Source organism: Actinoplanes sp. NPDC021490, from assembly GCF_055562135.1.
Window position 1 is genome coordinate 105,432 of the sequence record NZ_JBVHFW010000006.1, and the last position, 25,015, is coordinate 130,446.

27 protein-coding genes and 1 pseudogene are annotated in these 25,015 nt (G+C 70.3%); 16 read left to right on the plus strand and 12 right to left on the minus strand.

Translation table 11 applies throughout. The features are described 5' to 3' along the window. Positions 1 to 24: 24 nt before the first annotated feature. On the minus strand, positions 25 to 1,341 hold the full coding sequence (locus ACZ3I4_RS18365) for a citrate synthase (RefSeq protein ID WP_465383135.1): 1,317 nt from the start codon (positions 1,339 to 1,341) through the stop codon (positions 25 to 27). A 67-nt stretch (positions 1,342 to 1,408) separates the two neighbouring features. Between ACZ3I4_RS18365 and ACZ3I4_RS18370 the strand changes: the two genes are divergently transcribed. After that, a complete protein-coding gene (locus tag ACZ3I4_RS18370) occupies positions 1,409 to 2,539 on the plus strand; it encodes a citrate synthase 2 (protein WP_465383136.1) in 1,131 nt (376 codons plus the stop codon). Between the two features lie 118 nt (positions 2,540 to 2,657). Here ACZ3I4_RS18370 and ACZ3I4_RS18375 read toward each other — a convergent pair. Next, positions 2,658 to 2,900 (minus strand): annotated as a pseudogene (locus ACZ3I4_RS18375) (helix-turn-helix domain-containing protein); the annotation flags it as partial. Between the two features lie 186 nt (positions 2,901 to 3,086). On the opposite strand from ACZ3I4_RS18375, the gene ACZ3I4_RS18380 reads away from it, so the two are divergent. Further along, the gene (locus ACZ3I4_RS18380) at positions 3,087 to 3,314 is read left to right on the plus strand and encodes a hypothetical protein (RefSeq protein WP_465383137.1); all 228 of its coding nucleotides are present in this window, start codon (positions 3,087 to 3,089) and stop codon (positions 3,312 to 3,314) included. A 55-nt stretch (positions 3,315 to 3,369) separates the two neighbouring features. Here the strand turns inward: ACZ3I4_RS18380 and ACZ3I4_RS18385 are convergent, their stop codons facing one another. Next, positions 3,370 to 3,879, minus strand: a complete 510-nt coding sequence (locus ACZ3I4_RS18385; RefSeq protein WP_465383138.1) for an SET domain-containing protein — start codon at positions 3,877 to 3,879, stop codon at positions 3,370 to 3,372. 63 nt (positions 3,880 to 3,942) lie between these two features. Then, entirely contained in the window at positions 3,943 to 6,051 is a 2,109-nt protein-coding gene (glgX, locus tag ACZ3I4_RS18390) for a glycogen debranching protein GlgX (protein ID WP_465383139.1), read from the minus strand. A gap of 83 nt (positions 6,052 to 6,134) precedes the next feature. Here glgX and ACZ3I4_RS18395 point away from each other — a divergent pair, with 83 nt between their 5' ends. From ACZ3I4_RS18395 to ACZ3I4_RS18405, 3 genes are read left to right on the plus strand one after another with little or no spacing between them, the layout of a single operon-like run. Continuing rightward, positions 6,135 to 6,758 carry a hypothetical protein gene (locus ACZ3I4_RS18395; RefSeq protein ID WP_465383140.1) on the plus strand — a complete coding sequence of 208 codons (624 nt, stop codon included), beginning with the start codon at positions 6,135 to 6,137 and terminating at the stop codon, positions 6,756 to 6,758. Further along, complete coding sequence (locus ACZ3I4_RS18400) at positions 6,755 to 7,921, plus strand: PrsW family intramembrane metalloprotease (RefSeq protein ID WP_465383141.1); 1,167 nt, start codon at positions 6,755 to 6,757, stop codon at positions 7,919 to 7,921. Before ACZ3I4_RS18395 ends, ACZ3I4_RS18400 begins: the two co-directional genes overlap by 4 nt. Beyond that, positions 7,918 to 8,418, plus strand: a complete 501-nt coding sequence (locus ACZ3I4_RS18405) for a DUF1990 family protein (RefSeq protein ID WP_465383142.1) — start codon at positions 7,918 to 7,920, stop codon at positions 8,416 to 8,418. The genes ACZ3I4_RS18400 and ACZ3I4_RS18405 overlap by 4 nt, the downstream gene beginning before the upstream one ends. A gap of 222 nt (positions 8,419 to 8,640) precedes the next feature. On the opposite strand, the gene ACZ3I4_RS18410 is transcribed toward ACZ3I4_RS18405, so the two are convergent. Beyond that, a complete protein-coding gene (locus ACZ3I4_RS18410) occupies positions 8,641 to 9,807 on the minus strand; it encodes an LLM class flavin-dependent oxidoreductase (RefSeq protein ID WP_465383143.1) in 1,167 nt (388 codons plus the stop codon). A 66-nt stretch (positions 9,808 to 9,873) separates the two neighbouring features. Further along, on the minus strand, positions 9,874 to 10,443 hold the full coding sequence (locus ACZ3I4_RS18415) for a sugar O-acetyltransferase (protein WP_465383144.1): 570 nt from the start codon (positions 10,441 to 10,443) through the stop codon (positions 9,874 to 9,876). A gap of 170 nt (positions 10,444 to 10,613) precedes the next feature. Between ACZ3I4_RS18415 and ACZ3I4_RS18420 the strand changes: the two genes are divergently transcribed. The 3 genes from ACZ3I4_RS18420 to ACZ3I4_RS18430 all read left to right on the plus strand — a co-directional run bounded on the left by ACZ3I4_RS18420 (position 10,614) and on the right by ACZ3I4_RS18430 (position 13,182). Next, on the plus strand, positions 10,614 to 10,739 hold the full coding sequence (locus tag ACZ3I4_RS18420; RefSeq protein ID WP_465383145.1) for a hypothetical protein: 126 nt from the start codon (positions 10,614 to 10,616) through the stop codon (positions 10,737 to 10,739). A 75-nt stretch (positions 10,740 to 10,814) separates the two neighbouring features. Continuing rightward, positions 10,815 to 12,281, plus strand: a complete 1,467-nt coding sequence (locus tag ACZ3I4_RS18425; RefSeq protein ID WP_465383146.1) for an eCIS core domain-containing protein — start codon at positions 10,815 to 10,817, stop codon at positions 12,279 to 12,281. A 64-nt stretch (positions 12,282 to 12,345) separates the two neighbouring features. Beyond that, positions 12,346 to 13,182, plus strand: a complete 837-nt coding sequence (locus ACZ3I4_RS18430; protein WP_465383147.1) for an inositol monophosphatase family protein — start codon at positions 12,346 to 12,348, stop codon at positions 13,180 to 13,182. Between the two features lie 25 nt (positions 13,183 to 13,207). On the opposite strand, the gene ACZ3I4_RS18435 is transcribed toward ACZ3I4_RS18430, so the two are convergent. Both ACZ3I4_RS18435 and ACZ3I4_RS18440 read right to left on the minus strand, forming a co-directional pair. After that, positions 13,208 to 13,846, minus strand: a complete 639-nt coding sequence (locus tag ACZ3I4_RS18435; RefSeq protein WP_465383148.1) for a GNAT family N-acetyltransferase — start codon at positions 13,844 to 13,846, stop codon at positions 13,208 to 13,210. A gap of 354 nt (positions 13,847 to 14,200) precedes the next feature. Further along, the gene (locus tag ACZ3I4_RS18440) at positions 14,201 to 15,469 is read right to left on the minus strand and encodes a DUF1479 domain-containing protein (RefSeq protein WP_465383149.1); all 1,269 of its coding nucleotides are present in this window, start codon (positions 15,467 to 15,469) and stop codon (positions 14,201 to 14,203) included. 91 nt (positions 15,470 to 15,560) lie between these two features. Between ACZ3I4_RS18440 and ACZ3I4_RS18445 the strand changes: the two genes are divergently transcribed. Beyond that, complete coding sequence (locus ACZ3I4_RS18445; RefSeq protein ID WP_465383150.1) at positions 15,561 to 16,748, plus strand: ROK family transcriptional regulator; 1,188 nt, start codon at positions 15,561 to 15,563, stop codon at positions 16,746 to 16,748. A 229-nt stretch (positions 16,749 to 16,977) separates the two neighbouring features. On the opposite strand, the gene fliQ is transcribed toward ACZ3I4_RS18445, so the two are convergent. The 3 genes from fliQ to ACZ3I4_RS18460 form a co-directional block, all read right to left on the minus strand. Then, positions 16,978 to 17,250 (minus strand): flagellar biosynthesis protein FliQ, encoded by a 273-nt coding sequence (gene fliQ, locus ACZ3I4_RS18450; RefSeq protein WP_184950651.1) that lies wholly within the window; start codon positions 17,248 to 17,250, stop codon positions 16,978 to 16,980. An 80-nt stretch (positions 17,251 to 17,330) separates the two neighbouring features. Next, positions 17,331 to 17,939 carry a maleylpyruvate isomerase N-terminal domain-containing protein gene (locus ACZ3I4_RS18455; protein ID WP_465383151.1) on the minus strand — a complete coding sequence of 203 codons (609 nt, stop codon included), beginning with the start codon at positions 17,937 to 17,939 and terminating at the stop codon, positions 17,331 to 17,333. A 30-nt stretch (positions 17,940 to 17,969) separates the two neighbouring features. Next, positions 17,970 to 18,665, minus strand: coding sequence for a hypothetical protein (locus ACZ3I4_RS18460; RefSeq protein WP_465383152.1), 696 nt, complete (start codon positions 18,663 to 18,665; stop codon positions 17,970 to 17,972). Between the two features lie 126 nt (positions 18,666 to 18,791). On the opposite strand from ACZ3I4_RS18460, the gene ACZ3I4_RS18465 reads away from it, so the two are divergent. The 3 genes from ACZ3I4_RS18465 to ACZ3I4_RS18475 are packed head-to-tail and all read left to right on the plus strand — an operon-like array spanning position 18,792 to position 20,775. After that, positions 18,792 to 19,181, plus strand: a complete 390-nt coding sequence (locus tag ACZ3I4_RS18465) for a ChaB family protein (protein ID WP_465383153.1) — start codon at positions 18,792 to 18,794, stop codon at positions 19,179 to 19,181. Beyond that, a complete protein-coding gene (locus ACZ3I4_RS18470; protein ID WP_465383154.1) occupies positions 19,178 to 19,585 on the plus strand; it encodes a DUF1810 domain-containing protein in 408 nt (135 codons plus the stop codon). The genes ACZ3I4_RS18465 and ACZ3I4_RS18470 overlap by 4 nt, the downstream gene beginning before the upstream one ends. 14 nt (positions 19,586 to 19,599) lie before the next feature. After that, entirely contained in the window at positions 19,600 to 20,775 is a 1,176-nt protein-coding gene (locus ACZ3I4_RS18475) for an acyl-CoA dehydrogenase family protein (protein ID WP_465383155.1), read from the plus strand. Here ACZ3I4_RS18475 and ACZ3I4_RS18480 read toward each other — a convergent pair. Then, on the minus strand, positions 20,756 to 21,532 hold the full coding sequence (locus ACZ3I4_RS18480) for an isocitrate lyase/PEP mutase family protein (RefSeq protein ID WP_465383156.1): 777 nt from the start codon (positions 21,530 to 21,532) through the stop codon (positions 20,756 to 20,758). The genes ACZ3I4_RS18475 and ACZ3I4_RS18480 overlap by 20 nt on opposite strands. Positions 21,533 to 21,581: 49 nt before the next feature. Between ACZ3I4_RS18480 and ACZ3I4_RS18485 the strand changes: the two genes are divergently transcribed. From ACZ3I4_RS18485 to ACZ3I4_RS18500, 4 genes are all read left to right on the plus strand, one after another. Next, positions 21,582 to 22,031: an ArsR/SmtB family transcription factor gene (locus ACZ3I4_RS18485; RefSeq protein ID WP_465383157.1), complete on the plus strand. Its 450-nt coding sequence runs from the start codon at positions 21,582 to 21,584 to the stop codon at positions 22,029 to 22,031. Beyond that, entirely contained in the window at positions 22,028 to 22,531 is a 504-nt protein-coding gene (locus tag ACZ3I4_RS18490; RefSeq protein ID WP_465383158.1) for an SRPBCC family protein, read from the plus strand. Before ACZ3I4_RS18485 ends, ACZ3I4_RS18490 begins: the two co-directional genes overlap by 4 nt. An 87-nt stretch (positions 22,532 to 22,618) precedes the next feature. Then, entirely contained in the window at positions 22,619 to 23,347 is a 729-nt protein-coding gene (locus ACZ3I4_RS18495; protein ID WP_465383159.1) for a hypothetical protein, read from the plus strand. A gap of 110 nt (positions 23,348 to 23,457) precedes the next feature. After that, positions 23,458 to 24,921, plus strand: a complete 1,464-nt coding sequence (locus ACZ3I4_RS18500; RefSeq protein WP_465383456.1) for an NF041680 family putative transposase — start codon at positions 23,458 to 23,460, stop codon at positions 24,919 to 24,921. Positions 24,922 to 25,015 lie beyond the last annotated feature (94 nt).

Consider the following 25,015-nt stretch of genomic DNA (forward strand, 5'->3'; position numbering starts at 1 on the left):
GGGGCTGGACCCCCTGACGCGCCGTCATGCCGGGGCCTGGCCCGCGTATTCGCCGGACGGCCGGAACCGTGACGGCCGGTCGGCGTACTCCTCCAGCGCGTGCGCGATCCAGCCGGCCGTGCGCGCCACGGCGAAGATCGTCTCCCCGGCGTCGGGGGCCATCTGATGTTCGAGGGTGAGAGCGGCCAGAGCCAGATCGACATTTGCCCGTACGCCGGACCGCGCGCGCATGACCTCCTCGAGCCGTTCGGCGGCGTCCCGGGCCCGCGTGTCGCCCAGCATGTCGAGCAGGGCGCGCGCCCTGGGGTCGCCGTCGGGGTAGAGCCGGTGCCCGAAGCCGGGCACGGGCTCGCCGGACCGCAGCCGTTCCGCGATGGCGCCGACCGGATCGGGGCGTCGCAGAACGTCGGCCAGCAGGGGATAGGCGAGGCTGCTGGCCGCCCCGTGCAGGGGGCCGTCGAGCGCGGCCAGCCCGGCGCCGACCACCGCGTACGGGTGGGCCCGGGTCGACGCGGCGACGCGCGCCGCGAGGGTGGACGCCGCGATGTCGTGATCGGCCAGCAGGATGAGCGCGGCATCGAGCAGGTTGTGCTCGCGCGGGGCCGCCTCCCAGGCCGTGAGGCGGCTCCAGAGAACTTCGGCAATCCGCGGGCGGCCCGACTCCGCGGGGGTGCGGGCGGCATCGTCTTGGTCGTCGCCGGTCTCGCCCTGGCCGCGTTTCGCCACGCCGTGTCCACCACGACCGTCCTGAACGTCCCGGCTGTGGGCATGTTGTCCGGCTGGGTTATGCGTGTTTTGTCCGGTCGCTGCCCGGGGGAGCGCGGTGACCATCGTGCCCAGCAGGGCCCGGGCTGTCGCGGTGACGGCGGCGGGGGTGGTGTCGAAGCGCAGCGGGTCGCCGGCCGCGGCCGCGGCGACGATGACGCGCAGGCGGTCGGTGTGGCGGGCCGTGCGGGGGAGCGGGGCGATCACGGCCTCGGCCAGCTTCAGCAGTCGCGGATCGGGTGCGAACTCCTCGTAGCGCCGCGTGCCTGTCCACAGCAGGGACACGACCTCCTCGAAACTGGCTACTCTGGCCAGCTGCACGACGTCGTGACCGCGATAGTGCAGCGTGCCGTTGCTGATCAGCGTGATGCCGGTCTGGATGCCGGGAGTGGTCGGACGCCGGCGCGAGGCCAGGAAGGCGTCCACCTCGCGCCGGTCGAACAGGCTGTTCTTCCCGTCGGCGTTGCGGCGGCTGCCCAGCAGCCCGCGGCTCACGTACGCGTAGACGGTCGCGGGTTTGACGCCCAGCAACTCGGCGACTTCGGCGGTGGTCAGCGGGGGCGGGGAGGCGGGCATGTGCAGATGCTCTCATATTGACTGGATCAACGTTGACGTCAACATGTAGCCGTTCCATGGTGTTGACATGTTGACTGTCAATCCAGGGCTGTCCGGGGTCGTCGCGTTCGACACCGAGATCGCCGAGCCCGACCGCGATGGCGGTGCCCTGCGCTACCGGGGTGTCGACATCCGCTCGCTGGCCGGCACCGTCTCGTTCGGCGACGTCTATGGCCTTCTCGCCGACGGTTCGTTCGAGTCCCCGTTGACCGCGGGCGGGCCCGGCCAGTTCGCCCCGTCCGACGGGTTCCCCCTGCGTACCGGGGACGTGCGTGTCGATGTGCAGGCGGCCGCAGCGGCTCTCGCACCCTTGCTCGGCTTGCGCCCGTTGATCGATATTGACGACTCGACGGCCCGGGCCGACGTCACGCGGGCCTCCGCGTCCATGCTCGCCGTGGTGGCGGCCTCGGCCCGGGGCGACTCGCGGCCGGCGGTCCCCGAGCGGCTCGTCGCCGAGGGCCGCGATGTCACGTCGCAGTTCATGATCCGGTGGCGGGGTGAGCCCGACCCGCGGCACGTGGCGGCCATCGACCGCTACTGGGTCTGCGCCGCCGAGCACGGGATGAACGCGTCGACGTTCACCGCACGCGTCGTGGCCAGCACGGGGGCCGACGTCGGGGCGTGCCTGTCCGCAGCGGTGGCCGCCATTTCGGGTCCGTTGCACGGCGGGGCACCCGCACGCGCGCTCGGCATGGTCGCCGATGTCGAAAAGGGCGGGGACGCACGGGCGTACGTGAAAAAGGTCTTGGACAGCGGCCGCCGGTTGATGGGATTCGGGCACGCCATCTATCGGGCCGAAGATCCCCGCGCCCGCATTCTGCGGGACGCGGCCCGCGAACTCGGCGCGCCGCGCTACGAGGTGGCGCTCGAACTCGAGAAGGCCGCACTGGCCGAACTCCGCGAACGCAAACCCGACCGGGTGCTGGAAACCAACGTCGAATTCTGGGCCGCGATCGTGCTCGATTTCGCCGAGGTGCCCGTCGACATGCTGGCGGCCATGTTCACTTGCGCGCGGACGGCCGGTTGGAGCGCCCACATCCTCGAGCAGAAACGCCTGGCCAAGATTATCCGGCCATCGGCGGACTACGTGGGCCCGCCCGAACGCCGGGCCGCCGACCTGCCCGGCTGGGACATGGCCGTCAAACGCCACGCAGCCTGAACCTGTCGAAGCGGGTTCAGTCCGGCCGACCTCGCGCTCGCGTGGTCGGCCGTATACCCGTGCCTGTGCGGCCGGCTCCGCCGGGTCACCGTCATTGAGGACCAAACCGAGAACGATGGCGTTCCGCGATCACCGTCGCCGGCATCGACGGTGTCTCGGCCGGCAACGCCCGGATCTGCAGTTCGACGGCATCCACGATCGAGCCCTTCGCCGCACGCCGATACGACGGCGGCTGCGCCGCCGTCAATGCCTTGCGCACCGTGTTCCTTGAGATCTTGAGCCTCCTGGCGATCACCTTGATCGGCACGCCCTCTGCCCGGTGAAGCCGGCGGATCTCCGCCCAGTCCTCCACGTTCAACACCTCCTGATCTTCAGGAGGGGTCAATATTCGGGCGTCGCTAGGGCGTCAGTTTTCACGCGTCGCCGACGCGTCGCCGCGTGATCGGCGTCCACCGATGGTCTGTCTCGCCGGCTTTGCTGCCGCGTGGCCGGCCGGACGGGCACTAAATCGTTCGCCTCCGGGCTCGCGCGCGGGGACGATACGGCGATGGGGGGCACACCGGAGGGATTCACTTATCAGGTCCGCAAGAACGGCGACATCGAGATGCAGCATCACGGCCGGCCCGCGGGCGTTCTACGCGGAGCGGCCGCGGCGCGTTTTCTGGTCGAGATCGAGGAGGGCGATCCGCAGGAGTTGATGGCCCGTTTGACAGGCAACTATCGCCATGGCAACGAACGTACGGCCAAGAATCACCCGCGTAACCGCCGCCGCTGATCGTGTCCGTCTGTTCTCTCAGTGCGTCGCGGCCGGTCCGCTTCGCCTGATCGAGTCAGCGGCGCAATCGGGACAGCAACGCCGGCACCCAGTGGTCGCCGTAGGCGGCGCGCAGATCCAGTCGCGTCCAGTCGTCGCCGGTGACCACGCCCCGGCAGCGTTCGGTTCCGCAGCGGCAAGGCATGGAGAACTCCGGAACGCCGGTCGACGTGGCGTAGTCGTTGGTCAGCTCCTCGCCGGCCGCGATGTCCCGGCGTGCGACCAGCGTGTACGGCCCGTCCCACCACAGGTTCGGGTCGCAGCTGTGGTTGCCTTTGCCGTTGGGTGAATCCGGCGGCAGGATCAGATGGACGTCTTCGTCAACATTGATGGTGTCAACATATGCGGTCGCGGTGGACAGCAACTGGCGCAGCTCAGCCGTGGACACCAGCCGGCCGCCCAGCCGGGAGACCTTGGCACCGGCCGAGATGGGCGCCCGGGCGAACAGGCCGGAGCCGTCGATGGGGGAGGAGCGCACTCCGGCGGCGGGATGCAACCAGCAGGCCGGTTCGGGCGGAGGCCACATTCGCCTACCCTCCACCGAGCCTGCACGGGTCGCAACCCCGCCGCGAAGCACACCTGGCCGGCCTCAATAGCGGCAGCGCAACACCACCAGCGTGTGACCCATGACCTCCAGCTGGGATGCGGCCTTGGCCGTTCGCCGCCGGATCGCCAGAAGCGGATCGGCCGTGTTGACCACGATTTCCCAGGTCCGGCCGAAACTGCGATCCGGCAGGGTGAACTGAACGTTCTCACCGAGCGGATTGAACAGCAGAAGGAACGAGTCGTCGGTGATGGGCTCGCCCAGCGCGTCCCGTTCCGGAATGCCGTGCCCGTTGAGGAAGACCGTCATCGTCATGCCGCTGCGGGTGTTCCAGTCGGCCTCGGTCATCGGCTGGCCGTCGCGCCGCAGCCACGCGATGTCCGGCACCTTGTCGTCGCCGATCGGGTCGCCGGTGAAGAAACGCCGCCGCCGGAAAATGGGATGCTTGGCCCGCAGTTCGGTCAGGCGGCGAGTGAATCCGGTGAGCACGTCCTGATTGCGGGCGTCCGTCCAGTCGACCCAGCTGATCTCGTTGTCCTGGGCGTAGACGTTGTTGTTGCCGGCCTGGGTGCGGCCCAGCTCGTCGCCGTGCGCGATCATCGGCACGCCCTGCGACAGCAGCAGCGTGGCCAGGAAGTTGCGCTTCTGCCTTTCCCGCAGGGCCACGATGTCCGGGTCGTCGGTCGGTCCCTCCACGCCGCAGTTCCACGACCGGTTGTGGCTCTCGCCGTCGCGGTTGTCCTCGCCGTTGGCGTCGTTGTGCTTCTCGTTGTACGACACCAGGTCGTTGAGCGTGAAGCCGTCGTGCGCGGTAACGAAGTTGATCGACGCGATCGGGCGGCGGCCGTCGATCTCGTACAGGTCGGAACTGCCCGTGAACCGGGAGGCGAACTCGCCCAGAGAAGCCGGCTCGCCCCGCCAGAAGTCGCGGACGGAATCGCGGTAGCGCCCGTTCCACTCGGTCCACAGCGGGGGAAAACCGCCGACCTGGTAGCCGCCGTCACCGACGTCCCAGGGTTCGGCGATCAGCTTGACCTGCGACACGATCGGGTCCTGGTTGACCAGGTCGAAGAACGCGGCCAGCCGGTCGACGGCATGAAATTCGCGGGCCAGCGCGGCCGCCAGGTCGAACCGGAAGCCGTCGACGTGCATCTCGGTGACCCAATAACGCAGCGAGTCCATGATGAGCCGCAACGACTCGTGGTGACGTACGTTCAGGCTGTTTCCGGTGCCCGTCGTGTCGTAGTAGTACTGCTTGTCCTCATCGACCAGCCGGTAATAGGCGGGGTTGTCGATGCCTCGGAACGACAGAGTCGGCCCGAGGTGGTTGCCCTCGGCGGTGTGGTTGTAGACGACGTCGAGGATGACTTCGATGCCGGCCTGGTGCAGCGCCTTGACCATCGACTTGAACTCCTGCACCTGCGCGCCATGACCGCCGAAGGAGGCGTAGTCGTTGTGCGGGGCGAAGAAGCCGATGGTGTTGTATCCCCAGTAGTTGCGCAGGCCGCGCTCGATCAGCGTGCTGTCGTGCACGAACTGGTGCACCGGCATCAGCTCGACGGCGGTCACTCCAAGGTCCTTGAAGTGCTTGATCATCGCCGGGTGGGCCAGACCCGAGTAGGTCCCGCGCACATCGGCGGGAATGTCCGGGTGCCGTTCGGTCATGCCCTTGACGTGGGCCTCGTAGATGACCGTCTGGTGGAACGGAATGCGCAACGGGCGGTCGTTGCCCCAGTCGAAGAACGGGTTGATGACCACCGACCTCTGCGCGTACGGGGCGGAATCTTCGTCGTTGTGCGAACCGGGGTCGCCGAACCGGTACGCGAAAAGCGCCTCGTTCCAGTCGTTACGTCCGTCGATCGCCTTGGCGTACGGGTCGAGGAGCAGTTTGCTGGGGTTGCACCGCAGTCCCCGCGAGGGGTCGTAAGGCCCGTGCACGCGATAGCCGTACCGCTGTCCCGGCACGATCCGGGGCATGTATCCGTGCCAGACGAGCGCCTCCCGCTCGGGCAGGTCGATACGTGACTCATTGCCCTCTTCGTCGAACAGGCACAATTCGACCCGCTCCGCGAGTTCCGAGAAGAGGGCGAAGTTCGTCCCCCCACCGTCGTAGGTCGCACCCAGCGGGTAGGGATTCCCGGGCCAGATCTTCATGAGGCCGTTGCTTCCCACTAACCACTCCCGTCAATCCGCACGATCCACTGTTGTCCCGCTAAGTTGATGCGCAGGGGGTCAACATGAGTACAGATATACCGGGCTGGGTGCCGGTCGAACACCGGTGGTTCGGGCTGGACCGTCGCCGGCTCAAGCCGGCGATCTTCGTGGTGGTTGTCGCGCTGCTGCTGATCTACGGGTGGCCGGCGCTCAACTCGATCGTGCCGTGGGACAACCCCACCAAGGCCGGTGCCGTGCTGAATCTCGGCGCCGGCGCGACCGCGGTCCCGCCGGTCGGCTGGCAGCTGGAGGACGGCACGCTGGTCAGCGACGACACCGGCGTGAGCCCGACGAACGAGACCGTCAAGCTGGCCAAGTCCGGAGCGACCATCACCATGAGTGGCGCGGCGTTCACCGGAACCGCGGCTCAGTTCCTCGACACGGTGATCAAATCGCAGGACGCCGACGCCGACGTCTCGGGCGCACCGGGCACCTTCACCACCACGTCCGGGCTGACCGGCGTCGTCCGCACGGCCAGCGGGCCGTCCGGCGACGAGTTGCTCGCCGCGTTCAAGATGTCCAAGTCGTCCCCGGTGAACGCGCCCGCCCTGCTGGTCGAGGTCAGCACCGTCCCGAACTCGTTCCAGCAGTACTCGGCCGAAATCGAGACCATGCTGCGCAGCATTACGCCGGGGGGCAACGAATGACGGTCACGACTTCCTCCGCCAAGCAGGCCCAGCTGACCGCGATCGATCAGTCTGGCTGGGGCGCCCCGTACAGGTTGTTCCAGCCGCACAACGCCGCGTTCTGGGTGTGGCTGGTCGGGGTCGGCATCGGCACTGTGGGCATCGTCAAGTACTTCGGCGCCGGCTTCGGCACGTACCGGCTCGCCGTGACCAGCGGCATCCTGCTGTTCGGCATCTACCTGATCCCGTGGCTGTACTTCCTGCGCCGCCAGAACCGCTACACCGCGCAACCCGGCAAGCTGCTGGCCACCGGCTTCCTGTGGGGGTTCTGCGCGGCCACGTTCTGGATCGCGCTGCCCGCCAACGCCGCGATGCTGGAGATCTGGTCCAAGCTGCTGGGGCCGGCCGGCGCGAGCACGTGGGGCGCGGGCCTCACCGCCCCGATCAACGAGGAGTGGGGCAAGGCCCTCGGGTTGATCCTGTTGATCGGGCTGGCCCCCCGTCTGGTTCGCAGCGGCTACGACGGGTTCATCATCGGGGCGTTCATCGGCCTGGGGTTCCAGGTCTCCGAGGACATCCTGTACGCGTACAACAACGCGACCTCGACGTTCGGCGTCGGCCAGCTGGAGTCTTCGCTGTACATCCTGGCCCTGCGCGGTTTCGTCGGCATCACCTCGCACGCCCTGTTCAGCGCGGTCTTCTGCGCGGGCGTGATGTGGATTCTGGGCCGGGCCCCGGGCGAGCGGCACGTGGCGCGCGGGCTGGCCGCCTGCCTGGGCGCGATGTTCCTGCACTTCGCCTGGGACGACGCCGCCGGGCTGTTCGGCGGGAACGTCTTCCTCACCGTCGTCGGCCCCTACCTGCTGCTCATGCCGCTGGCGATCATCGTGCTGCTGGTCGTGCGGCGGCTGGCCGCCCAGACCGAACGAGGGTGGATGCGTGAGCTGCTGGCCCCCGAGGTGGAGGCCGGCGTGGTCGATCCCCAGTTGCTCGCCGCGGTGAGCGGTCTGCACAAGGATCGCCGCCACTTCCGCAAGGTTGTCCACAGCCGCCACCGCGCCAACCTGCTGATCGAGAGCGCCGGCGACCTCGCGCAGGAGATCGCCGCGTCCGGTGGCCAGGAAACCCCGCGGGTCGCCCACGCCCGCCACGAGCTGCTGCGCCTGCGAGGCCTCCAGCAATGACCAAACCCGTTCTCACGTACGCCGAGGTGGGCGCGACCCGCGACGACCCGATGCCCGCCGGGTACGGGCACGTGATCCGCGACGAGCCGATCGGTCACGGGCGGGCGGCGTTCGACCGGGCTGTGGACGGCCTCCTCGCCTGGCGTATGCACACGACCGCCGGCTTTCGGATCGTCCGCGGTGGACAACGCGCCGCGGAGGGTGTGGACATCGTGCTGCGCTTCTACGGCATGAAGGTGCCGTGCCGCGTCGTCTACGTTGTGGACGAGCCCGGCCGGGGCGGCTTCGGCTACGGAACCTTGCCCGGCCACCCCGAGCGCGGCGAGGAGGCGTTCATCGTCGTCCTCACCGCCGACGACGAGGTCCGGTTCCAGATCCGCGCCTTCAGCCGTCCCGCGACCCTGCTCACCCGGCTGGGCGGCCCGATCGCCCGGCTGGGACAGCATTACGCGACAGGCCTCTACATCAAGGCGCTGCGCAAGCTGGCCCAGCCGTGACCCCTGCCTGACTTGTCCGGCACAGCGCGCCGCTGTCTTTCGAGCGCGTGCTGTGCCGTGATTCCTGCACGGGTTGTCCGGCACAGCGCGCCGCTGTCCTTCGAGCGCGTGTTCGGCCGCGATCCCTGCGTGAGTTGTCTGCGCAACGCGCCGCTGCCCTTTGAGCGCGTGTTCCGCGGCTGTGCCAGTCGTAGCCCCCGGCCACTCGCGGACGTCGCCCGCCTACCGATCGAGCACCCGGGCCAGCCGGGTCAGGGCGGCCAGGCGGTCCGGCTCAGCTGGGATCATGACGACGCTCGTCGCCCCGGCCTCCTGCCGGGCCGCGATCTGATCCCGTACGTCGTCCGGCGTTCCGGCCAGCGAGAGTTCGCGCACCCACTCGTCCGGCATCGTGGCCGCGAACTCCTCAGGTCCCGCCGATGCCTCGCGATGCCGCGCGAGCTCGTCCGCGAACGGCATCGACGCCAGATGGGGCGCCCAGTCCGGTTCGCCGATCCAGGCCAGTCCCGGCCTGACCAGGTCTCGAGCCGACCGACCGTGCTCGCCAACCACTGCCGCGTCGTAGGTGATCACCTCGAGCGGCCGCAGCTCATGACTCGCCTGCTGCTCGGGGCGGCCGGCAACCGGTGTAGCGCTGGGCCGGGCCTCGGGCTGCCGTGACGCCTCGGCTCTCTGCGGCTCGGTTGTCCCCGGCTCGTTGTGGCCGGCGACCAGTCGGGTTCCAGTGCCGGTGCCGGTGCCGGTGCCAGTGCCAGTGCCGGTGCCGGTGCCGTTGTCGTTGCCGCTGCCGGTCGCGGGTGGCACTGCGCCCATCTGCCGCAGAGCGGACGCGACATAGGGCGGCGCGGCCGGTTCGGCCAGCAGGACCCCGTCGGAGACCCGCCCGGCGACCGCGATCGACTTCGGTCCCCGCACGCCGAGCACGACCGGGGGCACGACCTGTGGCTTCTCGCCGATCACCACGCCCTCGACCTTCACGTACCGCCCGGCCGCCGGCCCCGGCTCGCCGCGCAGCAGGGTGCGCAGCGCGACCGTGTACTCCTCCAGCAGCGTCAGCGGGCTCGCCGGCCACGCGTCCGTCTGCCGCATCCAATCCGGCATGCCGTGCCCGATTCCCGCGATCAGCCGGCCCGGGAACAGCTGCGCCAGCGTCGCGAGTTCCATCGCCGCAAAGGCCACGTTGCGGGCGCCCGCCGGCAGGATCCCGATCCCCACCGTGATCCGCGACGTGCGGGCCAGCACCGCGCCGGCCTGGGCGATGCCGCCCCGGAAACCGAGGTCCTCCACAACCCACAGCTCGTCGAAGCCGAGCTCATCGGCCCGCTGGGCATAACTCAGAACCTCGTCCACAGGCAGATCCCGCGGCAGCATGACCCCGACACGCGACACGACCCAGCGCCTCCCTCTCCGGTGGCGGCCGCAGTTGGCCCGCCGATGGCGACCGCCTTCGTGATCTTACGAACCGCGGGTGAACCCGGTCTTGTCCGCATCCGTGATCTCGCGCAGCACCCGGGCCGGGTTACCGACAGCGATGACGCCCGCCGGCACCGACCGTGTCACCACGCTGCCCGACCCCACGATCGACCCGTCCCCGATCGTCACACCCTGATTGATCGTCACATCGCCGCCGATCCACACCCGGTCGCCGATGGTCACCGGCTTGGCATAGCAGGCCCCGGCGGCCCGCTCGAACGGGTCGATCGCGTGATTGCTCGTATAGATCCCGACCCGCGGCCCGAACAGCACGTCATCACCGACCGTGATCCCGCCGCCGTCCAGCATCACGCAATCGAAGTTCGCATAGAACCGGTCACCGATGCTGATGTTGAACCCGAACTCGCACCGGAACGCCGGCTCGAAATGACAACCCTCGCCTACCGCCCCGAGCAGCCGCCGCAGGATCGCTTCCCGAACTTCCGGCGGCTGCCCGAAGCTGGCGTTGTACTCACCGGTCAGCAACACGGTCTGCTGCCGCGCCGCGAGCAACTCGGGCGTCAAGTCGTCATACATTGATCCCGTCAACATGTGCTGACGCTGTTCCTCGAGTGTCAAAGGACCCCCCAGATCGCTCCTGCGGACAACCCATTGAAGATCACGACCCGTACGTCGGATCGGGGTGGGTCGTGCCGGGAACGTCAGTGCGTTGGTAGCCGGAACGGTGCAGTCCAAGTGTTGCCCGTCCGAGCCGGTGTTCCATGCGGGCCCCCAGATCCACCAAGGTCGCGGCACTGGTCAACGGCCGCGAGGTGCGCGACCACATCGAGTCGAAAACGGTGTCGACGGCGGCTGGGCTGTGCATCGTGGGCCGGGTGCTGCCCTGAGGTGACACCGTCGGACATTTGTCTTGAGGCCCCGCGACGGTAGTGATCTCGTACGGCCTCATGGAATATGAACCTGTGGAAGCCGACTGGGCGAGGCACGAGCCACGGCGTCCGGAGGTGTTGACGGCCGCCGAGCGTGCCGAGGCCGAAGTCGGGGAGCCCAACCGGTCGGCGCCGGCCGCGATGCTGGCGCACGTGCAGAGGACCGCCGGCAACGCTCAGGTGGCGCGGATGATGCCTGCCGGCCCTGAGGGCGAGGCCTGGCCGCTTCCACTGCGCGAGGCGTTGGAAGGCGCGTTCCAGATGCCGTTGGGCCGGGTTCCGCTGGCCACAGAGGCAAATCTGGCCGGAGGACACGCCGCGGCGGCGGCCGACGGCGTGGGCGTGCGTATAGATCCGCGATGGTTCGACCCGAACCGGGTGAGCGGCCGGCATCTGCTCGCCCACGAGGTCGCCCACCTCGCCCAGCAGGCCCGCGGCGCGCCGTCCGAGCAGGCCGCGGACGACCTGGCCGGGAAGTTCGTGCGGGGCGGGCAACGGCTGCTGGAACCGTCGGCCCGCGACTCACGGCCCAGCCCGATGCTCTACAAGACCGCCGTCGAAGCGGCCAAGGACGCGATCCGTCTTGCCTGCGACGGCCTCGGCACCGACGAGGATGCGATCTACGACGCCCTGGGCAAGCTCACCCCAGCGCAGATGGCGGAGTTGTCGGCCGATGCCGGGCTTCTCAAGCTGCTTGAAGACGAGCTCAGTGGCAGCGAGCTCGCCAAAGTGGCCGCCCTCCTGGCCCGGGGCCGCGTCAACTCCATGACCCGAGCGGAGGCCGCCGGCATCCTGGCCGACCCGGCTCACCAGTCCTTCGGTGCGCTCGCGGCGGCCAAAGCCCGGGACACCCTGCTCGAACACCAGCAACGGGTGACCTCCACCGGCACCGGCACGATCCAGGGCAATCGCTGCCCCAACCCCTTACCCGTCGGGGCCCGGGCCGCGGACTGCACCACCTTCGTACTGGACGTTCTCGCAGGGGCCTTTGCGGCCAAGGGGCAGAGCGCAACCTGGACCAGAATCATGGCCACGGCGCGAGCCGGCGGAGGCCAGCTGAAGGGCACCGAGGTGCTCCAGGCGCTGCAGTCGGAGGCTCGCTGGGAGGGCGTCTTCTGGGCCGCCGATCCGCGAAATCCGGCCGACGGCAGCGCCGAGCACCCGGCCGCGTACAAGAAGGTTCGCGAAGGTGGCGCCTACTACGGTGTGAAAGCCGACGCGGCCAAGCCGGTCGTCAACTACCATCCGGCACGTGCCGGCGCCAGTGCCGACATGTCGGGTATCAAGATGCTGAACCGGCTGCAGTTCGGCGTGCTTGCCGCCCGCGGTGGCAGGCACATGGCCCTCATCGTCAACGGCAGCGTGTATGAAATCCATTGGGACAAGCCGGCCAGCGATCCGGACGCGATCCAAGCCACTCCACTGGAGAGCTTCGACTGGCTGAGTGGCGTCATCGTGGCCCCGGCGGACGACCTGCAACGCGCCACGATCACACCCTGAGCCGGCCATGGGTACGGCCCGGCTGCTCCCGGATTCATCGTCCGCTCCCTCCTATGATCGGCGGATGTTGATCAGCGACGGGGAATTGGCGGTGGCGGCGGCTGAGGCGGGGGCCTCGGTTGTGCGCGAGCGCTACGGGACCGAGATGGCCCGCTTCGGGAAAGCTCCGGGGGACTTCGCCACCGAGGCGGACCTTGCGGCGGAAGAGGCGATCCTCGCGGTGCTCCGGACGGCGCGGCCCGGCGACGCGTTGGTGGGGGAGGAGAGCGGACGCAGCGGCGGCCCTGTGGACGGTCGGGAGTGGCTGGTTGATCCGCTGTGCGGGACGCTCAACTATGCCGTCAACACGATGCTCGTCTCGGTCAACGTTGCTTTGCGCGATGGTGATCGTGTGGTGGCGGCGGCCTCGGCCGACCCGTTCGCCGAGGAGGTCTTCTGGACGGACGGGACGGTGGCTCGCGTACGGGGGAAGGGTCTGCCGCACGGGGAGGCTGGGGAGGACGGCCTGAGCGAGGGCGGCACGAGGCTGCGGCCGGACGGCTCCAGCGATCTCGTTGATCTCAACCTCGATCCGCCGTTCCCCAACGGGCCGGGCTTCCGCGCCGCCCGTCTGCTGCTGGACGACCGCTTCACCGGCCGTTTCAAGCCTCGCGTCATCTCCAGCACGCTGGCCGTCGCCTGGGTGGCCGCCGGTCGGCGGGCTGCTTACATCACCGACGGGCAGTTGGGCGACAGTGTCCACTTCGCTGCCGGCATCGCGCTGTGCCAAGCGGCCGGCTGCGTCGTGACGGCCCTGGACGGCGGTCCGCTGCACACCGGACGGGAGGGGCTCATCGCGGCGGCCGACGCTGAGACGCATGCCGCGCTGCTCGACATGGTGGCGTCCCAGTTGGCCGCCTGAGTGCTCGATTCCGTCCGCGCCGGTGTTACTGGTGCGGCAGGCTCAGGCGCATCGCTGGGTCGTTCGTCCTCTTGAAGCCCTGGGACGCGTACAGGGGTTCGGCCGCCGCGGTGGCCCGCAGGTCGACGGTGAACGCGCCCTCGGCCCGGAACCATGCGAGCAGGGCGTCGGTGCACGCCCGGGCGTAGCCGTGACGCCGGTGGGCCGGATCGGTGGCCACGTTGAACATGTAGCCAACCAGGCCCTGTGGATTACCGGGACCGCCCAGGCGTTCTTCGATGATGCCGACCGCGCTCGCGGCGAGCGGACGTCCGCCGGCCGCCCGATGAACCGTGCGTCCGCCGGCCGGCTGATCACCCGGGCGTCCGCCGGCTGCCTGATCACCCGGGCGTCCGCCGGCCGGCTGATCACCCGGGCGTCCGCCGGCTGCCTGATCACCCGGGCGTCCGCCAGCCGTCTGATCACCCGGGCGGCCGTCGGAGGGCTGGTCGACGACGAAGCCCGCCATGGTCGGGGACGGCGCGGCCAGCCGCCGGACCAGAATCTGCCGGGACGCCCCGCGCCAGCCGCCGTCATCCGAGTCGTCGGGGAGACCGAACAGCACTCCGCGCAGCCGGACAAGTTCTCTTGCGTCGTCCACCGTGGCCCGCCGTACGTTGATCATGCGGCGAGCGTATGACCCGGCTATCCGGCAACGACACCCAATAACGGCGGCTGTGACCCGGCAACGGGTCGAGCAGGCGCCGATACCGCCGCGCCGCTGAGAGCGGCCCCCCGGGTGCCGCTCCGGCACGAATGACTGGTCAGGCCGGGGATGAGCTGACGCTTGTCCCTCGGCCAAGACCCCCAGCCGGACGGGACGGATGAGGGAGCTGGGCGGAGCCGGAGGGACGGAGCAGGAAGCTGGGCGGAGCGGGACCAGTGAGGGAGCTGGGCCCAGCCGGACGGGACGGATCAGCCAGCCACACCCAGCCGCACCTTGCGGATCAGTGGGCTCGGCCCAGCCGCACCTTGCGGATCAGGAGGCCAAGCCCAGGCCTCGGCGGCCGGTGGTGTTCAGGTCGGCCTCGGTGAAGCGGTTCTTCCAATCGCGCTCGTAGTGCTCGGCGGGGAAGTCCGTCGGGCTGGAGCCGGTCTGGAATGCCTCGCGTACCGAGGTCGCGTAGGTCTCGTTGCGGGGGCACCACGGGGCGGCCGGGATGTACATGACGTTGCCCCAGCCCTTCTGGTCCTGGACGGGGGCGACGCTGTGGATCATGTCGCAGTGCCACCAGACGGAATCGCCGGCCTGGACGTCGGGGATGCCGGCCAGCGCCTCCATCAACAGGCCGTGCCACTTATCGGTGGCCGGGAAGACCTGGTTGACCGTCACACCGCACATTTCGTCATCCGGTACATCGTTGAGCAAGGGCCTCAACATGAGGTACGCCATCGCGCCGGGGATCGGCACGGTGTGCAGGACGCCCTGGTCGTGGGCCATGTCGGAGAGCGCCGTCCAACCCTGGAACGTGCGGAACGCCGAGCACATGGTGGATCCGGGGTACTGCGGTCCGGCCGTACGGTGGGCCGCGTCCCACGGGTCGTACTGCTCCACGGATCCGTCGAACAGGTGCCGGAAAGCCTGTTGATAAGCCTGCGTCATCCACAGGTCGAGCGTGCCCGGGTCGAGGTGTGTCCCCAGGCCGGCCGAGTCGGCGCCCTCAGGACGGCGGCGGATGCGGTCAGGGTAGAGCGAGTCGCGGTCCGGGTCGAACCACTGCGTGCCGTCGTCCGAGGTGTGCTTCCACTGGCTGTTGAGGAACGCCTGCACGCGGGCCATGCGGTCGCTCTGCCGGGCCTCCATCTGCGGGCGCGACCAATAGATCGGATAGATCTCGGGCTTGGAGCCGACGCTGCCGAAGAAGTCGTCGCCCGGGCCGCGGTAGTTCTCGAAGAACTCGTTCTCCTCGACGTACTGGACGATCCCGGCGTCCCAGTCGAGGGCCTGCTCCCGCGGGAAGTGCCCGCGCACCACCAGGCAGCCGCGCTTGCGCAGCTTGGCGACGTCGGCGGCACTCACCGTGCCCGACTCGATGTCGTCGTAGGCGATGACCGGCCACACCGTCTCGCCCCGGGCCTTGGCCGCGGCGATGTCGGCGACCTCGGCCGCGACGTTCCGCTCGACAACGGCAAAGACCTCTTCCACCGTACGGCCGGAGGCCGCGATCTGGGCACGCAGAGCGGCCTTGACCTCGCGGATCGCGCCGGTCAGGTCGGTCGGCGTCTCCTCCCAGTGCGGAAGCGGCATGGCGGGTCCTCCTTCTAGTCATGTCCCTTAACTAGAACGACGGTAAGGCCCCGGCCCCCTTCTAGGCAAGAGCCCTGACTAGAATTGGCGCGTGGAACCCGCCCGCCCCTCGCAGGAGATCCTCCGCTCGCTCACCGACCAGCACGTGTTGCGCGCCTTGATGCGCCGTCGCCTGTTGACCCGGGCCGAGTTGTCCACAGAGACCGGCATCTCGAAACCCACAGCCGGAGAAAGCGTCCGCCGCCTCACCGAGGCCGGCCTGGTTGTGGATACGGGCCGGCGCACACCCGGTGGCCGTGGAAAGGGCCGGGTCGGTTCGTATTACGCCTTGGCCCCCGGCGTCGGCACGGCCCTGGCGGTCGGCATCGCCCCCGAGGGCGTCGTGGTCGAACACCTCGACGCGTACGGCGACCTGCTGGCCCGCGCCGAAGTGGGAGTCGGCCGGCCCGCTCGCCCCGACGACGTCGCCGAAGCCCTGGCCAAGGCCGTAGACCAGGTGTGCGGCCACTCCGCGGAGAGCGGCGAGGGCAGGTCGTTCGCCGAGAAGGAGCACGAGGCTGGGCGGCCTGCGGGGAGTCAACAAGGCAACTGGTCGGCGACAAGTTACGGGCGTCCCCGGCCCCGCCTTGCTGTGGTCAGCGCTGCGGATCCGGTGGATCGGCACAGCGGTCGGCTTCTCCAACTGCCTGATGCGCCGTTCCTGCTCGGGGAGATCGATCCGGTGACGGTGCTGGGTGCTCGTGTTGACGGCCCTGTCCATGTTGACAACGACGTCAACTGGGCCGCGCAGGCCGAGCGGGCGGCCAACCCGCTGGACGACTTCGCCTACGTGTTCCTCGACGAGGGCCTGGGGTGCGCGATCGTCAGCGACGGGGAGGTCCGGCGCGGCCACCACGGGCTGGCCGGCGAGGTGGCGCATCTGATTACGGTGGGGCCGGGTGGGCGGGCCATGCCGTTGATCGAGGTGTTCGGGATGCTGGGGCTGCGTCGTGCCGGTTCCACGGCCATCGATGTGGACCGGCTGATCGAGAAGCGCCCGCCGGAGGTCGTCACGGCGGTCGGCGGGCTGATCGCCGGCCTGGCCACGTTGATCGACCCCGAGGTGGTGGTCATCGGGGGCCGATGGGGGATCCGGTTCATCGACGCCATCGCCGCGGAAACCGCGCGGCTGCCCCGGTCGGTCCATGTGCGGGCCGCAGCCGTGGAGAACGAGCCATCCCTGTCCGGCGCCCGAGCCGACGCCCTCCGCGGCCTCCAGGAACTCATCCTCGACCGCTGAATCGGCGCCCCGCCCGGGCGCGCTGCCATCCGCCGACGCTCCGGCATGCCGACGGGTCGTGCCGGTAAATGATGAAGGCTGCCGCGCCAGCTGAGCCGTGCCGCGCCAGCTGAGCCGTGCCGCGCCAGCTGAGCCGTGCCGCGCCAGCTGAGCCGTGCCGCGCCAGCTGAGCCGTGCCGCGCCAGCTAAGCCGTGCCGAACGGCGCAGGCGGCGCGATTCGCGGGCGGGTCAGGCGGCGATCAGCTCGGGGATTCGGCCGAAGAGCTGCGTTGTGTAGTTGACCATTTCGTGGAGCATCCAGTTTCCGGAGAACAGGAGGGCCGCGCAGACGGCGGCGGCCTTGGGGACGAAGGACAGGGTGGCTTCCTGGATCTGCGTCACCGACTGGAACAGCGAGATGGCGAAACCGACGGCCAGCGCCGTGAGGAGCACCGGGGCGCACATCTTGGCGGCGATCGTCATGGCGCCCAGGCCCAGTTCGATGATCATCGTGTCGGTCATATCTACCCGTTCGGGCGGGAGGTGGCGTGGCCGAGTGCAGGATGGTTGCAGTTCGGTTCGACCCGGGAAAAGGCTCAGGTTCAAATTACCGAAAACGCCTCGGGCAGGGACGAACGACCCGTCAGCGCGCGCAGGACGGCCTGGCCGTCGCCCAGGGCGACGGCGATCCTGGCGGCCAGCAGGGTGGCCTCGGAGACGGCGGCGGGGTCGAACTCGACCGGAACGCCGGCCGCGGCGGCCACGTCGGTTCCGTGCACGACCAGTTCGAACGTGCGGGTCGGGATCCAGTCGCGCACCCGCATCCCGCCGACCGGAGTCGTCACCACGTCGTCGTCGGCGGCGGCGGCCAGGGCCTGGGTGGCCCGGCCGGCCAGCGCGCCGGCCGAGTCGAGGTTGGCCGCGGACTCGTGGGCGTCGACGGTAGAGGCGGCGACCGCCGCGGCGTACACCTCGGGGGGCACGTCGCGTACGAAAGCGAAATAGCCCTCGGGAGCGGCGACGTTGAGGGGCGCCGACGGGCTGCCGAGCACCGCCGGCACCCGCACCAGGCCGGAGCTCAGCGTGTGGCCGATCAGCGAGCGCAGCGTCCAGTCGCCGAGCCCGGGGCCGTCGAGACGGTCGGCGGGGACCCGGCTGACCAGGTCGACGAGGGTGACGGCAGCGGAGCGGTACGTCCGGCGGTAGTCCACCCCGACAATCTAGTCAGCGGCCGCCGCAAGTCAGGACTCGCCGTCGGCGCGGTGCCGTCCGCCCGAGTAGTCGTGCCGCGCGGTCTCGTCGTCCGCCGCCCCGTGCCGGGCCCGGTAGACCGGCTCAGCATGTGAGGAAGGGCCGGAAGAAGACGACGACGGGAACGAGGGCGTGGCCGGGGTTCCGTCCGGCTCGGCATGAAGCGGCGGCAGCCCGGACGGCCGCGGCGGCCGGGGCGCGGCCTCGACGGGGTTCTCGCCCAGCCCGGACGGCAGGGGAGTGGCCGGCAGACCCGAGGGCAGCCCGCCGGGACGCCCCGCCGGGCCGGTCGGCTTGCGTTCGGGCTGGGGCGCCGACGGGTCGAGCGGCGGCGGCGGTGTCGGATAGGGCAGCCTCTCCGCGTTCACGGCCGCGTCCGGGGCCGCGTACGGCTTGCCGGCGTGTTCCTCCTCGAGCCGTTTGAGGCGGGTCCGGGCCCGGCGCCGCGCGGTCAGAGCGACCGCCAGCCCGGCCACCGGTGTCACGAAGACCAGCCACGACATGAACGGATCGTCGGGCGCGACCACCATCAGGTAGCCGGCGTAGCCGAGGAAGGCCAGGCCGACCAGCACGTCGAGGACACGCAGGACGATGCCCTGGCCCAGCCCGAACACGGCGAGGATGAGAAACAGCAGGCCAGCGGCAGCCAGTGACCCGGCGTACCCGAGAAACTCGGCGTCCGACATCAGGTCATTCTCGTCATATCCGGCGGGTTTCCGGTGCCGTTTCCGGTTGAGCCACCCGTTGCAGTCCGGTCACGGAAGAAAGGTCGGGCGCGTTTGCCGCCGGTCGAAGCGGGAACCGGAAAGGTCATGCCAGCACGCGAGGACATGCCGGCGACGCTCAAGCGGTCGCCGAAGAAGGCGCAGGACACGTACGCGGAAACGCACGACTCGGCCGTCGAGCAGTACGGCGAGGGTGAGCGCGCGCACCGCACCGCGTTCTCGGCGGTGAAGCACTCGTTCGAGAAGGTCGGCGACCACTGGGAGCCCAAGGCCGAGAAGGGGCCGAGCGACAAGAAGGCGGCCGGCGGCCGGGGCACCCGCGCCGAGACGGCGGGCGGCGTCGACGCCAACGCCAGCAAGGAGCACCTGCTGGGCATCGCCAAGCGGCTCGACGTCACCGGCCGTTCCCGGATGACCAAGGACGAGCTGGTCGACGCCATCCAGAAGGCGAACGCCCGCGCCTCGCGCAAGAAATGAGCCTCGACCGGTTCGTGCAGGCCCAGGACGGCGTGTACGACGACGCGAAAGCCGAACTGGAAGCCGGCCGCAAGCGTACGCACTGGATGTGGTTCATCTTTCCGCAGCTCAGCGGTCTGGGTTCGAGTGCGACGGCGCAGCTGTACGCCCTACGGGACCTGGACGAAGCCAGGGCCTACCTCGCGCATCCGGTGCTCGGACCACGCCTGCACGAGCTCGCCGGCATCCTGACGAACACCAGCCGGAGCGCGGCCGACGTCTTCGGCTATCCCGATGACCTCAAACTGCGGTCGTCGATGACGCTGTTCGCCGCCGCGGCCGGCGACCCCACACCGTTCCAGCGGGTCATCGACCAGTTCTACGACGGTCCGGACCAGCGCACGCTCGATCTGCTGAAGGGCTGACTAGGCTCGGCGGCGTGCCTCTCCTGACGACCCACGACGAAGCCGCCGCCGCCGCCACCGAACTCGCCGCCGCCCTCGCTCCCGGGGCCGCCGAACGCGACCGCAACGGCGCCGACGTCATCCCGGCCGACGCCCTGGCCCGGCTCGACGGCTCGGGCCTGCTCGCCCTCACCATCCCGGCCGCGGACGGCGGCTCCGGCCTCGGCCCGTCCACGCTGGCCGAGGTGATCCGGCTGATCGCCGCGGCCGACCCGGCCATCGCCCAGGTCCCGCAGGCCCACTACCTGATGCTCGACATCCTGGCCGTGCACGGCCAGGAGGAGCTTCGCAAGCGCCTGTACGCCGACGTGCTGGCCGGGCGCCGCATCGGTAACGCCCTGGCCGAGCGCGGTGGCGCCCACGCCCAGGATCTGCGGACCCGGGTCGCCGACGGCCGGCTCAACGGCGTCAAGTACTACGCCACCGGCGCGCTGACCAGCGCCTGGATCGCCGTGAGCGCCCTGCGCGAGGACGGCCGGCTGGTGCTCGCCTTCGTGCCGCGCGACGCCGCCGGGGTCACCGTCGACACCGACTGGGACGTCATCGGGCAGCGGGCCACGATCAGCGGCACCGCCACTTTCACCGATGTGCCGGTCGAGTTCTCGTTCGACTACTCCCGCGCCTACGAGGTCCCGCAGCAGCTCGGCGCCCGGGCCCAGCTCGTGCACGCCGCCATCGAGGTCGGCATCGCCGGCGGCGCCCTGGCCGACGCGCGGGCCTATCTGCGCGGCAAGGCCCGCCCCTCGACCGAGGCCGTCCGGGCGGGCGCTTCGCGGGCGGTCGAGGACCCGCACGTCATGTACCGGTACGGCCGTCTGGCCACCCGCGTGCGCGCCGCCGAGGCCCTTCTCAAGGACGCCGCCCGTACGCTCGACACGATCGGACGCGTGCCGTCCGACGCGGCCACCGCCGCCGAGGGCTCACTCGCCGTGGCCGCCGCGAAGGCGTTCGGCAGCGAGGTCGCCGTCGAGGCCGGTTCGGAGCTGTTCGCGCTGTGCGGCACCAGTTCGGCCGCCGCCAAGTACGACCTGGACCGGCACTGGCGCAACGCCCGCACCCACAGCGTGCACGACCCGGTCGACTGGAAATACCACCACCTGGCGGCCTGGGAGCTGAGCGACGTCCCGCCGCCTAACCACGGTCAGCTATAGCCGAGATCTCGTCGCCGGTCAGCGATCGCGCCCGGAACGTCGTGGTGCCGCTGCCGAGCAGTTCGCGGGCGGCGTCGCGCAGGCCACCGTACGCCGCCCAGGCCAGCGCGCCGCCCGTCGACACCCGCCGGACGCCGAGTTTCGCGAGCTCGGCCACCGGTGGCGCCCCGGCCACGGCCAGCACGTTCACCGGCGCCCCGGTCTCGGCCACCACCCGGGCGATGTCGCCGGGCGCGCGCAGCCCCGGCGCGTACAGCACGTCGGCCCCGGCCTTCCGATAGGCGATCAGTCGCCGGATCGTGTCGTCCAGATCGTCGTGCCCGTAGAGCAGGTTCTCGGCCCGCGCGGTCAGCACCACACCGTGCCGGGCGCACGTCTCTTTGGCCGTCGCCACCCGCGCCGCGCCGACCTCGAGGGTTTCGACGCGCCCGGTCGCCGGGTCGTAGTCCTCGATGGAGATTCCCGCCGCCCCCGCCGCCGCGAGCAGCTCGACGGTTTCGGCCACGTCGTCGAAGCAGCGTTCGGCGTCGACGTTGAGCGGCACGCCGATCGCCGCCGTCACCGTCCGGACGTGCGCGACCAGCTCGTCCCGGGTGACCTGCTGGTCGGCCTTGCCCAGCGCGGCCGCCAGCCCGGACGACGTGGTGGCCAGCGCCGGGAAGCCGAGCCCTTCGAGGATTCGCGCCGAGCCGACGTCCCACGGGTTCGGCATGACAAACGTCCCCGACTCGTGCAGGGACCGGAACCGTGCGTTCATGCGTCCGAGCCTAGTGGCCAAAGCGTAACCCCTGAGTTACGCTTCCGCGGTGACGGACAGGCTGGACGAGGCGGCGGCCGCGATTGCCGATCCCGTACGCCGGAAGATCCTGGAGATGCTGCGCGAGCGCCCGCTTCCGGCCCGCCGCATCGCCGAGCGGTTCCCGATCAGCCGGCCCGCCGTGAGCCGCCACCTGCGGGTGCTGCGCGAGTGCGGGCTCGTCCACGACACGGCGGCCGGCCGCGAGCGGGTCTACCGACTCGATCCGGCGCCGCTCACCGGGCTCGGAGACTGGCTGGCCGGTTTCGCCCCGCCCGCGGCCGTCTGGAACCGGCGGCTCGACGCGCTCGAGACCGAAGTGCACCGCACCCGCCGCGACCGGCGCACCGGCGAGGACCGCACGACAGCACGCGACCGGCGCGCCGCCGAAGACCGCACGACGCCACGCGACCTGCGCACCGGCGAAGACCGCACGACACCACAGGAGGGCATCGCATGACGAATCCGCCGACCGGACGGCTCGTGGCCACCACCACGGGTCCCGACCTGGTGCTGACCCGCTCGTTCCGGGCTTCCATCGACGACGTCTGGGCCAGCGTGACCGAGCCCGAGCGCAGCGCCCGATGGTTCGGGCGCTGGACCGGCGACGACCCCGGGCCGGGACGCACGATCAAGGTCCAGATGGCGTACGAGGAAGGCGCCCCCTGGATGGAAATGCGCATCGACGCCTGCGAGCCGCCGGATCGGCTCGCCGTGGTCGGGCTGGGCGAGGGGGAGGGCGAGGACTGGCGCATGGAGGTGCAGCTGACCGCGGCCGGTGACCGCACCGAGCTGCGATTGATCCATCACCTGACGACCACCGAGGGCGTGGGCGAGGTCGGCCCGGGCTGGGAGTACTACCTGGACATGCTGGTCGCCGCCCGGGACGGGTCGCCGCAGCCGGTGTTCGACGACTACTACCCATCGATGAAGGAGTACTTCGAGGGGCTGCGTCCCTGAGGTCCGGACCCACCGGCCGATACGTTACGGTGCAGCGTCGAGCGTCGCCCGGCTGAGGTGACGACGGCCGGCTCTGGGGAGGGCGACGTGACGATGGCCGACATGGAAGCGGGCGAGACGCGGGGTCACCGCATCGACGCGATCGCGGCCGCCGCCATCGTGCTCACCGTCGACGCCGTGCTGCTGCTCGTGGTCGCGGTGATCGGCGTGCCGTTCCTGATGTTCGTGTTCGGCGACGAGGACGGCACATGGCAGCGCCTGTGGCCGTTCGCCGCGGGCTGGCTGCTCGCCGTGCTTCTGGCCGCCGCCTGCGCCGCCGCGGTGATCCGGCTGTCCGGCTTCGGCGCCTATTCGATCCGCCGGGCCGGCACCCTGGCCGCCCTGGGCACCGCGGTGGCCGCCGCCGTGCTGGCCGTGGTCTCGATCCGCACCTCGCCCAGCCTGGTGGTGATCGGGCTGCCGTTCGCCCTGGCCAATCTGGCCGCCGCCGTGGTGCTGGCCAGTCCCGAGCGGGCGGTCGCGATGGCCGACCGCTTCGCGATGTTCACCCCGGCCGAGCCGCCGGCCGCGCCCGGACCGGCGGCCGGAGAACCGATCTTCGAGGAGGACGAGTCGGCCTACGCCCGGCCCGCCGTGGCCGACGAGCCCGACCCGACCCGCCAGCGCGACACGATCGACCTGCTGGCCTACAGCGGCGCCCGGACCAGGCCGGGGTCGCGCACCCGCCCGCGCCGTTCCCGCGGCCCCGCGGCCATGCGGACCCTGGCCGGAGTGCAGCTTCCCCGCCGGGCCCGCCGGCCCCGCACAAAGCCCTAACTTGAGTTTTAACGTGCGGCTGGGTGGTATCGACCCTGGCTGATCATGAGAACAGCCCTTGATCGATGATCTTCTTGTCTAGGGAAGAAAACCGAATCAAGGGCTGTCTGATGATCAGTGTGCCTGACATCGATCCGGCGGGTGCTTTCGGGCGTCTGTCTGGGTTCCGGGCCGAGTTCCATCGCTGTCTTACCGCTCGCGCGGACGCGTTGTTCGAGCTGGTGGACGCCGTGTTATGCGCAGACACGGCGGCGCATTCGCTGGCGGAGCTGTCGCTGGCCGGCCAGCATCGCCGGGGTCACGGCGCGTTGTATGCCGGGCTGAACCGCGGCCGCATCGACGTCGACCGGCTGCGCACCGCCCTGGCCGCAGCGCCAGTGCCACGCGCCGCGGACGGCAGAATCGTGCTTGCCGTCGACGTGACGTGCTGGCTGCGCCCGGAAGCGCACACCAGCCCTCAGCGGGTGCTGTGTCACACCTACGGCCGGACCAAGGACACCCATATCGGGGTCCCGGGCTGGCCCTACTCCGTCGTGGTCGCGCTGGAATCGGGACGTCATTCGTGGACCGCACCGCTGGACGCCCGCCGGCTGCAGCCCGGTGACGACGCCGCCACCATCACGGCCGACCAGTTGCGCGAGGTCGTGCAACGCCTGGTCACCGCCGGGCAGTGGCAGCCCGGCGACCCGGACATGTGGATCGTCGCCGACGCTGGCTACGACGGCCCCCGGCTGGCCCTGCTGCTGCAGGATCTGCCGGTGAACGTCCTGGTCCGGATGCGCTCGGACCGGGTTCTGCGCCGCCCGGCACCACCGCGTGAGCCCGGCACGAAGGGCCGCACGAAACGCCACGGCGAGGAATTCATCTTCGGTGACCCCGCCAGCTGGGGCACCCCGGACACCAGCATCACCACCGTGACCCGGCTCTACGGCACCGCAACAGTGCTGGCCTGGCAACGGCTGCACCCCCGATTGACCCACCGCACTGCCTGGATCGGCCACGCCGGGGTCCTGCCGGTCATCGAGGGCACCGTCATTCTGCTGCGCGTGGAACGGCTGCCGTCGGGTGCCACCGCCAAACCGGTCTGGTTGTGGTCCTCGATCCCGGACGCCGACGCCGCCACCGTCGACCTGCTCTGGCAAAGCTTTCTGCGTCGTTTCGACATCGAGCACACCTTCCGCATGCTCAAGCAAACCTTGGGCTGGACGAGCCCGAAACTGCGCGACCCGGACGCCGCCGACCGGTGGACCTTGCTCTTGCTGGCCGCCTACACCCAGCTGAGGCTCGCTCGAACGCTAGTCGCTGACCTGCGCCGGCCCTGGGAACGCCCCGCCCCACCACAACGGCTCACCCCGGCCCGCGTCCGGCGGGGATTTCGGCACCTGCACGCTCAGGCAGGCACTCCCACCAGCGCACCGAAACCCTCCCGACCAGGCCCGGGACGACCACCCGGACGCCGCAACAGCCGACCAGCCACCCGCCACGACGTCCACATCGTCACCAGGAAAAACCAGCCGCACAGCGCAACCAAAGAGAAGACCTCGACCACACCACGGCCCCGCCGCACAGGTTAAAACTCAAGCTAAGGCGTGTTTCATTACTGGGGTAGGCCTGCGGCGAGGTCCAGATTTCGTCTGCGTGTGGCCCGCGGAAGGCAGGCTACCGGTG

Bases quoted from the DNA above. Each gene is read 5' to 3' on its own strand.
- ACZ3I4_RS18385 (WP_465383138.1), bottom strand. From the start codon at position 3,879: ATGTGGCCTCCGCCCGAACCGGCCTGCTGGTTGCATCCCGCCGCCGGA.
- ACZ3I4_RS18430 (WP_465383147.1), top strand. From the start codon at position 12,346: ATGTTGATCAGCGACGGGGAATTGGCGGTGGCGGCGGCTGAGGCGGGG.
- ACZ3I4_RS18465 (WP_465383153.1), top strand. From the start codon at position 18,792: ATGCCAGCACGCGAGGACATGCCGGCGACGCTCAAGCGGTCGCCGAAG.
- ACZ3I4_RS18395 (WP_465383140.1), top strand. From the start codon at position 6,135: ATGAGTACAGATATACCGGGCTGGGTGCCGGTCGAACACCGGTGGTTC.
- ACZ3I4_RS18490 (WP_465383158.1), top strand. From the start codon at position 22,028: ATGACGAATCCGCCGACCGGACGGCTCGTGGCCACCACCACGGGTCCC.
- ACZ3I4_RS18470 (WP_465383154.1), top strand. From the start codon at position 19,178: ATGAGCCTCGACCGGTTCGTGCAGGCCCAGGACGGCGTGTACGACGAC.
- ACZ3I4_RS18435 (WP_465383148.1), bottom strand. From the start codon at position 13,846: ATGATCAACGTACGGCGGGCCACGGTGGACGACGCAAGAGAACTTGTC.
- ACZ3I4_RS18405 (WP_465383142.1), top strand. From the start codon at position 7,918: ATGACCAAACCCGTTCTCACGTACGCCGAGGTGGGCGCGACCCGCGAC.
- ACZ3I4_RS18500 (WP_465383456.1), top strand. From the start codon at position 23,458: ATGATCAGTGTGCCTGACATCGATCCGGCGGGTGCTTTCGGGCGTCTG.
- ACZ3I4_RS18400 (WP_465383141.1), top strand. From the start codon at position 6,755: ATGACGGTCACGACTTCCTCCGCCAAGCAGGCCCAGCTGACCGCGATC.
- ACZ3I4_RS18365 (WP_465383135.1), bottom strand. From the start codon at position 1,341: ATGCCCGCCTCCCCGCCCCCGCTGACCACCGCCGAAGTCGCCGAGTTG.
- fliQ (WP_184950651.1), bottom strand. From the start codon at position 17,250: ATGACCGACACGATGATCATCGAACTGGGCCTGGGCGCCATGACGATC.
- ACZ3I4_RS18370 (WP_465383136.1), top strand. From the start codon at position 1,409: ATGTTGACTGTCAATCCAGGGCTGTCCGGGGTCGTCGCGTTCGACACC.
- ACZ3I4_RS18380 (WP_465383137.1), top strand. From the start codon at position 3,087: ATGGGGGGCACACCGGAGGGATTCACTTATCAGGTCCGCAAGAACGGC.
- ACZ3I4_RS18440 (WP_465383149.1), bottom strand. From the start codon at position 15,469: ATGCCGCTTCCGCACTGGGAGGAGACGCCGACCGACCTGACCGGCGCG.
- ACZ3I4_RS18460 (WP_465383152.1), bottom strand. From the start codon at position 18,665: ATGTCGGACGCCGAGTTTCTCGGGTACGCCGGGTCACTGGCTGCCGCT.
- ACZ3I4_RS18415 (WP_465383144.1), bottom strand. From the start codon at position 10,443: ATGTTGACGGGATCAATGTATGACGACTTGACGCCCGAGTTGCTCGCG.
- glgX (WP_465383139.1), bottom strand. From the start codon at position 6,051: ATGAAGATCTGGCCCGGGAATCCCTACCCGCTGGGTGCGACCTACGAC.
- ACZ3I4_RS18420 (WP_465383145.1), top strand. From the start codon at position 10,614: ATGCGGGCCCCCAGATCCACCAAGGTCGCGGCACTGGTCAACGGCCGC.
- ACZ3I4_RS18480 (WP_465383156.1), bottom strand. From the start codon at position 21,532: ATGAACGCACGGTTCCGGTCCCTGCACGAGTCGGGGACGTTTGTCATG.